General features: G+C 59.6%; 10 protein-coding genes. 9 read left to right on the top strand and 1 reads right to left on the bottom strand.

The window, feature by feature from the left end; genetic code table 11:
- Positions 1-258 precede the first annotated feature (258 nt).
- From WFJ47_RS15500 to WFJ47_RS15475, 6 genes are all read left to right on the top strand, one after another.
- Complete coding sequence (locus WFJ47_RS15500) at positions 259-846, top strand: hypothetical protein (RefSeq protein WP_336764199.1); 588 nt, start codon at positions 259-261, stop codon at positions 844-846.
- A 63-nt stretch (positions 847-909) separates the two neighbouring features.
- Positions 910-1,260, top strand: a complete 351-nt coding sequence (locus tag WFJ47_RS15495) for a hypothetical protein (RefSeq protein WP_336764197.1) — start codon at positions 910-912, stop codon at positions 1,258-1,260.
- The gene (locus WFJ47_RS15490; RefSeq protein WP_336764195.1) at positions 1,236-1,715 is read left to right on the top strand and encodes a hypothetical protein; all 480 of its coding nucleotides are present in this window, start codon (positions 1,236-1,238) and stop codon (positions 1,713-1,715) included. Before WFJ47_RS15495 ends, WFJ47_RS15490 begins: the two co-directional genes overlap by 25 nt.
- Positions 1,715-3,013 carry a phage terminase large subunit gene (locus WFJ47_RS15485; protein ID WP_336764193.1) on the top strand — a complete coding sequence of 433 codons (1,299 nt, stop codon included), beginning with the start codon at positions 1,715-1,717 and terminating at the stop codon, positions 3,011-3,013. The genes WFJ47_RS15490 and WFJ47_RS15485 overlap by 1 nt, the downstream gene beginning before the upstream one ends.
- A 10-nt stretch (positions 3,014-3,023) precedes the next feature.
- Positions 3,024-4,472 (top strand): DUF1073 domain-containing protein, encoded by a 1,449-nt coding sequence (locus WFJ47_RS15480; protein ID WP_336764191.1) that lies wholly within the window; start codon positions 3,024-3,026, stop codon positions 4,470-4,472.
- Positions 4,473-4,477: 5 nt separating this feature from the next.
- Positions 4,478-5,236 (top strand): minor capsid protein, encoded by a 759-nt coding sequence (locus WFJ47_RS15475; protein WP_336764189.1) that lies wholly within the window; start codon positions 4,478-4,480, stop codon positions 5,234-5,236.
- 233 nt (positions 5,237-5,469) lie between these two features.
- Here WFJ47_RS15475 and WFJ47_RS15470 read toward each other — a convergent pair whose 3' ends face one another.
- A complete protein-coding gene (locus WFJ47_RS15470) occupies positions 5,470-5,772 on the bottom strand; it encodes a hypothetical protein (RefSeq protein WP_336764201.1) in 303 nt (100 codons plus the stop codon).
- Between WFJ47_RS15470 and WFJ47_RS15465 the strand changes: the two genes are divergently transcribed.
- From WFJ47_RS15465 to WFJ47_RS15455, 3 genes are read left to right on the top strand one after another with little or no spacing between them, the layout of a single operon-like run.
- The gene (locus WFJ47_RS15465; RefSeq protein WP_336764187.1) at positions 5,711-7,276 is read left to right on the top strand and encodes a DUF2213 domain-containing protein; all 1,566 of its coding nucleotides are present in this window, start codon (positions 5,711-5,713) and stop codon (positions 7,274-7,276) included. The genes WFJ47_RS15470 and WFJ47_RS15465 overlap by 62 nt on opposite strands.
- A gap of 9 nt (positions 7,277-7,285) precedes the next feature.
- Positions 7,286-7,798: a hypothetical protein gene (locus WFJ47_RS15460; RefSeq protein WP_336764185.1), complete on the top strand. Its 513-nt coding sequence runs from the start codon at positions 7,286-7,288 to the stop codon at positions 7,796-7,798.
- Positions 7,734-8,900, top strand: a complete 1,167-nt coding sequence (locus WFJ47_RS15455) for a DUF2184 domain-containing protein (RefSeq protein ID WP_336764183.1) — start codon at positions 7,734-7,736, stop codon at positions 8,898-8,900. The genes WFJ47_RS15460 and WFJ47_RS15455 overlap by 65 nt, the downstream gene beginning before the upstream one ends.
- The last annotated feature ends 158 nt before the right edge of the window (positions 8,901-9,058 follow it).

Raw genomic sequence — 9,058 nt, 5'->3', positions numbered from 1 at the left:
GCAAACGATGACGAAGACCCAGGATATGATTATGATGGGGACGACTTAGCGGCGTGACCCTCCCCTTCCCCACCTGGCGAGACCTAGCCGACACGCTCGCCAGCCGAGACCCCGACCAGCGCGTGACGGACGACGATCCGGGGTTCTGGGTCGGGCTTTGGTTGCGGGGAATGACGCCAGCCGATGCGGTGGGGGTTTTGGCGGAGTTCTGACGGGGTTTTCGTTGTACCGAGGGGCTGGTTCTGGTAGAATTTAGGTATGGCCATATCCCCCGAAATCGCAGCAACGATCTCCGAAATGTCCAAGCCCAAAGCGGAGGATCGGCCTTTCGCTGCGCGTGCCGCAAAGCCGCTTGGCCCTACTCAAGAGCGCATGGCCAAGCCGGACTATTTCGGCGCTCGTGACAGTCGCAAGAGAGTGCGCGCCCTCCTGTCTCTGCGTGAGTCTGGCGAACTGAGTTCCGAGAGCGAAACAGTCGCGAACCACTGGATAGACGACTACCAGTATGCGAATTTCGGATATGCCGACTTCATGCGCGATCCTGTCCCGGACGATTATGTGAAGGGCGATGCCATCACTTTCGGGCTCAACCGGGCGCATGGTGGGCACCGTATCGCGCTGATCCGTGACAGTCTCGGGGCTGACACTCACCACTTCCTCGTTCGCCTCCTCATTGCCGAACACTCATTCAGCGAGATGGCCCGTGATCTCGTTCCCCACATTAAGGGAACGCCCGGTGGCAAGGCGATCCGACAACGCGCCGTCATGCTGCTCAAGCTGCTGCCGTCCATCTATCGCGGCGCAGTAGCGGAACAGAAGCGGCTTGCAGAGGCAGTGCGCAATTAACGCTGTACCTTGACCAAACCGCGTGCTAATTCTCGCTAGAATTCCAAAATTGCGCGGTTCGTCATGCTCCCTCAGTCGGTTCGATTGGAGAAGGGCGATGTGCTGCGCGTGAATGACGCCCGGTTTATTGTGGTTGCCGCCAACGGCGACGACGCTGCCGGGTGCATAATCCTTGCAGATCCTGAGAACCGGCACCGCTCGGACATGCCGCTCCATTGGGCGCAGGCTTTTCGTCTGGGCATTCGTGGCGAGTGCGTCGTCCGATGCGCACCCCAGATGATCAGGATGGCGGACCGGCAAGAGCGCGTTGGAAAAGTGGCGCTCGTTGTTGCCGATCAGGTGGCGTCATTCGTGGCGCGTGAAATGCAGATACAGGCGAGAGAAGACGGATGGCGAGGCGACCAGGAAAGGTAGCCGAAGCAAAAGCCGAGGCACCTGCCCCCCGTGGCAGGCCGAGCGGATATTGCGCTGAGCTTGCGCGCGATATCTGCCTTCTGCTCGCTGAAGGAAAGTCCCTCCGCCGCATATGCACTGAAGAACGCTTCCCATCGGAGTCCACCGTTCGCGGATGGGTTGTCGATGATCGGGAAGGTTTTTCCGCGCAATACGCACGCGCAAAAGAGATGGGTCTGCACTCCATGGCAGAGGAAACCATTGAGATTGCGGACGATGGGGCCAACGACACGTACACGAAAGAGGATGGGTCGGAGGGCGTGAACTCGGACGTGGTGCAGCGTTCGCGCCTGCGAGTGGATGCCCGCAAGTGGTTCCTCTCGAAGATGATGCCCAAGGTTTACGGCGACAAGATCACTCAGGAACACACGGGACAATTTACGTTCACGGTCGGTAAGGAAGACATGGATCTGTAATGGCATTCCGCCTCAACCCAGGGCAGTCTGAGGCCAATAAGCTCCTCGCCTCTCCCGCCACCCACATCCTGCTTCGCGGCGGGTCGCGTTCTGGCAAGACATTCGTTCTCATCCGCGCGATGGTGATGCGGGCGATGCGCGTGCCAGGAACTAGGCATGGTGTGTTTAGACACAGGTTCAACGCGCTAAAACACTCAGTCATCTTCGATACATTCCCGAAGGTCATGAGCCTTTGTTTCCCCGGCGCGCCGTACAGCCTCAACAAGACAGACTGGTTTGTGACGTTTCCCAATGGCTCCGAGATCCTGTTTCATGGCCTCGACAGCTCGGACAGGACTGAGAAGATCCTAGGTCTGGAGTTCGCCACGGTTTATCTGAACGAAGCGAGCCAGATCAGCTACGGCGCACGCAACATGCTGCTGACGCGCTTGGCCCAAAAGTCTGACCTGCGCGTGCGTGAGTATATCGACGCTAACCCGCCAACGACCTCGCACTGGCTGTACGGATTGTTCGAGGAGAAGATCGAGCCCAAATCAGGCGAGCCTCTGCGTGACACAGGCGACTACGTTACGATGCAGATCAATCCAGGCTCCAACCGGGAAAATCTATCTGAAGCGTACCTGTCGCAGCTGGAGAGCCTTCCCGAAAAAGAGCGCCAGAGGTTTCTCTATGGCAATTATCAGACCGCCATTGAGGGTGCGCTTTGGGTACTGGACCGCATCAAGCGTGCACCTATGGTTACCGACGGCAATCTGGATGCTATCCGCGATCAGATGTCCCGGATTGTAGTCGCCGTGGACCCCTCGGGATGTGAGGGGCAAGAAGACTATCGCTCGGACGAGATTGGGATCTCGGTGTGTGGCCTTGATCCGGACGGCGTCGGTCATGTCCTGGAAGATCTCAGCGGCCGCTACGGGCCGTCGCAATGGGCCAACGTTGCGATTTCAGCGTACGATCGGTGGCGAGCAGACGTCATTGTAGCTGAACGCAATTTCGGCGGCGCTCTTGTCGAGGCAAATTTACGATCGGTGCGGGATACTGTGCCGGTGAAGGTCGTCACCGCATCGCGTGGGAAAGTTGCGCGAGCGCAGCCTGTTGCCGGCCTTTATGAGCAAGGACGGGTAGTCCACCATGGACGCCTTCCCGATCTGGAAGAGCAACTGGTCCAGTTCTCGACGGCTGGATACCAAGGCGCGAAATCGCCTGATCGCGCGGATGCCGCAGTCTGGGCGATCACCGAGCTGATGCTCGGCGGCGAAGCGGATTGGACGGCGATTTACGCCCGACTGGCAAACTAAGGATTGAATCATGGCGCGAAATCGCAGCAGAGGCCGAAATCGGCCTGAGCATGCCCGTGCCAGCACCGTAGATGGGTATGTAAATCCCCGCACCCGTACCGGCCTTGGCCAGGATAACGGCCTCTCCGCCGGGAAGTACGCGTTTCAGTTCATCACGCGCAACCGAGTGCAGCTAGAGGCCGCATACCGCGGGTCATGGATCATCGGTAACGCTGTTGATAGCGTTGCGGAAGATATGACCCGCGCGGGGATTGAAGTGACTGGCGGGCTCGAACCCCACGACGTCAGTCGTCTTTATGGCGGCATGTCGCGTCTTGGCGTATGGCAGGCGCTGGCAGACACAATCAAATGGTCTAGGCTGTACGGCGGCGCCTTGGCGATCATGATGATCAAGGGGCAGGATCCGGCCACGCCCCTGCGCCCCGAAACAGTTCGGAAGGGTGACTTTCTCGGCCTCTATGCTATCGATCGCTGGATTGTCACGCCGGACTACGCTGATACGATCGACGATTTCGGGCCCGCTCTCGGGCAGCCGAAATACTATCGTGTCATTCCCGACGCCGATGCGTTTAAAGGTCAGGTCGTCCATCATAGCCGCGTTATCCGGCTCGACGGAGTGCGCTTGCCGATGTACCAGCGGCAGTATGAAAACGGCTGGGGGATGTCGATAGTCGAGCGCATCATGGATGTCTTGATGGCATTCGATAGCGCCACACTTGGAGCCGCGCAGCTCGTCTATAAGGCTCACCTTCGCGTCATGAAGGTCAAGGGCTACAAGACTGTAATGGGCGGTCTGGATGAGCGCGCCAAGCGTGGTGTCATGGCGCAGATCGACAACATTCGAGCATTTCAGTCGAACGAAGGCATGTCGGTTATCGACAGCGAGGATGAGTTCCAGGCCCTCACTTACACCTTCTCCGGGCTCAACGACGTTCTGATGCAATTTGCCCAGCAAATAGCCGGCGCCATTCAGATTCCTATGACGCGCCTGCTCGGGCAGTCACCTGCAGGATTCAGCACGGGCGAGAGCGATCTGCGCCAGTACTATGACGGGGTGGCACAGAAGCAGGAGAACCTCTTGCGTCGCGGCGTCCATTTGCTGCTGGAAGTGATGTGCTACTCGGAGCTTGATAAGCCGCCGCCAGAGGACTTCGATTTCAGGTTTGCCTCACTCTGGGGTCTCTCTGATAAGGAAAAGGCCGAGATCATGACTGCTCGCACAACAGCAGCAGTCGGCGCTTTCGATGCTGGCTTGGTTGACCGCGCGACAGCCTTGTCTGAACTGCGTTCGGGGTCAGAAATTGACGGGATGTGGCACTCGATAACCGAGGAAAGCATTCGAAGCGCTGAAAATGCTCCACCGGACCCGGGAGAGATCGAAGGGCCGCCCTCGCCTGTCGTTGTGCCCGCGAGCGAGCAGAATCTTCAAAACGAGCCGCCCGAAGCTACCGTTCGATAGGCCTCATGATGCTCATTCGATCATTGACCCTAGATCGGGCGCAGCGACGTGAGCCCTTCGAGCCAACCAAAAGCCTGGCGCTCTACTACGAGCGGTCTCTGCGCAAGATCGCCCGCCATATCGGAGAGCTGGCCGAGATAGCAGCGCCCGGAGATGGTGCGTCATCTCAATCAATCGTTGATGCTCTCGGACGATACGAGCGCTTGCTCGCCCCGTGGGCGGAAACGACAGCGCGGCGGATGGTGGAGGCCGCCAACGCGACAAACAGCCGAGAATGGCGGGCGCATGCGTCAATGCTTGGTCGCGAATTGCGACGCGAGATTGAGACGGCCCCTACAGGGGCAATGATGCAGGCACTTCAACGCGAGCAGGTCGATCTAATCACGTCCCTGCCCCGCGAAGCCGCCGAACGCATCCAGAAGCTGGCGCGCGAAGGTCTAATCAGCGGGTCTCGATCGCGATCAATGGTCGAAGAGATTATGAGGTCGGGCGAAGTCGCTGAGAGCCGAGCGATCTGCATTGCGAGGACCGAAACGGCCCGCGCCTCCTCAGTGTTGACGCAGGTACGAGCGCAGGCTGCGGGGTGCACGCACTTCCGCTGGCGTAGTCATCGAGACACCAGAACGCGCGCGAGTCACAAAGCGATGAACGGCGCGATATGTGAGTATGCCAATCCGCCGGTGGTTGACGGTCAGCCCCTCATGCCGGGCGGCATCTATAACTGTCGGTGCTACCAGGTGCCGATCTTGGATGGAGAGATGTGATGTTCAGATGGGTCCATCGGGAAAGGTTTGAACAATATCAGCGACACGAGCGCGCAATCGAACGCCTAGAGACCGCGGTGGCAGCAGGAAAGCGGGCAGTGCTGAATTCCGATAAACAATCTGCTGAAAACGCCGTTAATAAGGCCCTTCAGGATATCAAGATCAGAGCGATCATGGGGCCACCCGGGCGCTTCCTATGATCCCGTAGCTTAGACCGCGGTGACGATCAGACTTCATAGTCCGAAGATACTCAAATCCGGCGCCCGCCTATCGTCAGCTCCCTCTGGCCAATCATCCTCGGTGATTTCGCCCTTGATGAGCGAAAGCATGGCGCCGGCTTTGGTGTCTCTTGGCGCCACCTCGATCAGATAGCGCCACCACTGCACGATTAGCCATGCGCCGGCATATTCTGGTGACTCCCTCACCATAAGGGCCGGTTCCAACGCGCCGCAATCGGCGTTCTCGTGCGCGACCATGCGCAGCTCTTCGATCACCCAACCGATATCAATTGGTTCAGGACTTGTGCTTGTGCTCAAACAAATCTCCACATGTGACTTCGCCCCTAGACGGGGCGCGGATGTCTATACGGTGCAGAGAATAGGCGAAACGCGCGAGCGATTGCCAGATGGTTCTCTGCTATGCCGGGATGTCCCAATCGCCCGCCTTGGTCAGATGACCTACCACCAGTCAGAGTTGCCCGTCGACCCTGCGAAGGACGGCACGATCACGGTTCACCGTGATGCCGAGACCCTCTTCCACCCCGATGCAATCACCTCGTTCGAGGGCGTGCCAATCACGCTCAACCATCCGCCTGGCGTGATGCTCAACCCGGCGAATTACCAATCATTCTCCCGTGGAACACTTACGCATCTTAGGCGCGGTGAGGGCGAGAAAAAGGACATGCTTGTAGGGGATGCGATCATCCGTGACGAGCGCGCAATTGAAGCGATCGAGAAGCGTGGATGGCGCGAGGTTTCTCCCGGCTACGACGCTGATTACGAGCCCATAGAGGGCGCGCCGGGCCACTACAAGCAACGCAACATCATCGGAAACCACCTCGCACTTGTGATGCGCGGGCGTGGTGGCGCGCAGTGCGCCGTCGGTGATCAACTTTCACCACTGTTGGAGGGCCGGATGGCTTTCAAGAAAAAGTCTTGGGGCCACAAGCTCCTGACCGCATTGTCGACTAACGACGCCGACGGCGTTGAGGAGGCGATCCGAGAAGGATCGCAGGAAGAGCCCGAGGGCGGGAGCACCACGACCGATCGGCGCACCCGCGATAATGGTGAGCGTATCGAGCCAACCGTCGCCAAGCCTGCGACCGACGCTGATCCGCTGGCCGAAATCAAGGAGCAGATCGCAGCCCTCGCCGCCAAAATCGAGGCGATGGTCAAGCCTGTGACCGATGCCGAGCCAACCGAGCAGAGCGCTGCGGACCGGATGGCCGCGAAAATGCGCGCCGAAGGCATGTCCGAGGACAAGATCCGCGAGTGCCTTGCCATGTGCGGGCTGACGCCGAGCGACATCGCGCGCGCTGATGAATCCGCTGGAGCACGCAGTACGGCTGACGAGGAAGCCGCCGCAGTCTCGGAGATTGAGGACGAAGCCGAACGTCTGGACGATACCAATCGTGCTCCGACTGGCGACGCTGCGTTCACGACCGTCTTCCGCGACGCCATTACGACGGCAGAGGTTTTGAACCCCGGTCAGAAAACACCGACGATGGATGCCAAGGGCACGGCAGTCACCAAACGCGATGCGATCCACGCGATCCGTTGTCGGGCGCTGGATGCCGCAATGGCCGACGCAGACAAGGCCCCAATCGTCAAGCACTTCGTCGGCAAGCGCGGAACAAAGGTGATGACGCACGATGCAGTGTTCAACGCCTTCCGTGCAGCAGGCGATGCGATCCGCCGCGCCAACCACGCACCGCGCTCACAGTTCTCGCCATCGCGCATCGACAATCACGCCGGCGCGGGCGTCACCGCCGCTTCCATCAACCAGCGCAACCGCGAGTTCTTCGCAAAGCGCCAGGCATAAGGTCCGATCATGACCGCTTACAAATTCCGCATTGATACCGGTTATGCCGGCACACTGTCGCGCGAACCCGCACCGGGAGATATCACGCCAGAGTCGCTCGACCCGGCCGCAAACTGGTCGGCATATGGCTTCGGGCTGCCAGTCAAATATAATGGGTCCGGCCAGATCACTCCCCTGACCGGCGGCGAAGCTGCATCGCAGATCGCAGGGCTCCTCGTTCGGTCGTACCCCGGAAGGGCCGTCACCAATACCGGGCGCACTGCCTACCCTCAGATCAATGGGGGCGCTCAGGATACTGCCCGCCGCGGGTTCATGAGCGTTGTGCTCAACGGGGCCGGTACTCCGGTGAAGGGCTCGCCAGTCTATGTGCGAGTAGCCAATCCAGGAACCGGGGAGTTCATCGGGGGCTTTGAAGCGACCGTTGATGCGACCGCAGGAAACCAGATCGAGTTGCCAAATGCGCGCTTCGAAGGGCCAGCTGGCTCGGACGGCATCACCGAGATCTCGTTCAATCTCCAGTAAATCGCCCCTTACCGCGGCGCCTGAGCGCGCCCATCTTGATATGGAATATCCCTACATGCTGACTTCTTCCGTCAAGGGCGGCGCATCCACGGCGCTTTCCTCTCCGTCCATCGTTCGCGCCCGGACGCTGGACAGTGCCTTCACCTTCGATGCTGCGACCATGGACAGTGTCGGAAACTTCTTTATCGGCGAGCTGGAACGCCTCGATCCCACGCTTCACGAGCCTTTGGCCATGGTCACGTGGGGGCGAGACATCGACCTCCGCGAGGACGTAAGCGTCTCCGATGATCTGTCGTCGTTCACGCGCTCCTCGTTCGGAAGCGTTGGCGGCATTAACCCTGCTGGGAAGAACTGGATCGGTGCCGAAAGCACGGCGATCCCCGCCGCACAGGTTGATATCGACAAGATCGCGCAGCCGCTGCGTGAATGGGGCTCAACGCTTCAGTACACCTACCGAGAGCTCGAGAAGGCGATGCGCCTGGGCCGCCCCATCGATGCTCAAAAGCTGGCTGCGATCAATCTGAAGCACCAGATGGACATCGATGAGATGGTTTACATCGGTGAGCCGTCTTTCCAGGGTGCCTACGGGATGCTGAACAACCCGGCAGCGGTGTCGTCGCAGGTTGCGGCCACCGGCGCAAACAACGGCACCTCTTTTGCGAGCAAGATCAACACGCCAGCAGAGATCCAGGCCGATGTGCTGGCGCTTCAGTCCGACGTTTGGGCGACGTCCGGGTGGAAGTACGTCCCGTCCCATATTCTGATGCCCCCGGCTCAGTTCTCACTTCTGAACCAAACGGTTTCGAGTGCAGGCACGCAGTCGATCCTCGAATATCTGCGGGTCAACAATCCCTACACCCAGAGCACTGGTGAGCGCCTATCGATCCTGCCGTGCAAATGGTGCATCGGTCGGGGTACGGGCGGCGCAGACATGATGTTCGCCTATACGAAGGATCTGAACCTCATTCGCTATCCTTTGGTGCCGCTACAGAAGACCCCAATCACCTACCAGGACATGTGGCTGCGCACGACGTACTGGTCACTCTTGGGCCAGGTCGAGTTTGTCTATGCCGAGACGACCGGCAGCCGATACGGCATCTGAGGGATGCCTCTCGTTATCGTCCAGCACCCGTTCTTCCTCAAAAGGGAAGACGGGCGCGAGCATCATGTCCATCCACCGATGTGGCTGGATTTGAGCGAGAGCGAGGCGGAGCATCCGAGCGTGCGGGAAAGGTGCGTCTTCGCCGGGGCGCGCTCTTG

The organism is Asaia sp. VD9, from assembly GCF_037150015.1.
In the GTDB taxonomy this organism is placed as follows: Bacteria; Pseudomonadota; Alphaproteobacteria; order Acetobacterales; family Acetobacteraceae; genus Asaia.
Note: the sequence above shows the minus strand (reverse complement) of the source record. Positions and strands in the feature narration are given on the sequence as shown.

Bases quoted from the DNA above. Each gene is read 5' to 3' on its own strand.
- WFJ47_RS15500 (WP_336764199.1), top strand. From the start codon at position 259: ATGGCCATATCCCCCGAAATCGCAGCAACGATCTCCGAAATGTCCAAG.
- WFJ47_RS15495 (WP_336764197.1), top strand. From the start codon at position 910: ATGCTCCCTCAGTCGGTTCGATTGGAGAAGGGCGATGTGCTGCGCGTG.
- WFJ47_RS15490 (WP_336764195.1), top strand. From the start codon at position 1,236: ATGGCGAGGCGACCAGGAAAGGTAGCCGAAGCAAAAGCCGAGGCACCT.
- WFJ47_RS15485 (WP_336764193.1), top strand. From the start codon at position 1,715: ATGGCATTCCGCCTCAACCCAGGGCAGTCTGAGGCCAATAAGCTCCTC.
- WFJ47_RS15480 (WP_336764191.1), top strand. From the start codon at position 3,024: ATGGCGCGAAATCGCAGCAGAGGCCGAAATCGGCCTGAGCATGCCCGT.
- WFJ47_RS15475 (WP_336764189.1), top strand. From the start codon at position 4,478: ATGATGCTCATTCGATCATTGACCCTAGATCGGGCGCAGCGACGTGAG.
- WFJ47_RS15465 (WP_336764187.1), top strand. From the start codon at position 5,711: ATGCGCAGCTCTTCGATCACCCAACCGATATCAATTGGTTCAGGACTT.
- WFJ47_RS15460 (WP_336764185.1), top strand. From the start codon at position 7,286: ATGACCGCTTACAAATTCCGCATTGATACCGGTTATGCCGGCACACTG.
- WFJ47_RS15455 (WP_336764183.1), top strand. From the start codon at position 7,734: ATGCGCGCTTCGAAGGGCCAGCTGGCTCGGACGGCATCACCGAGATCT.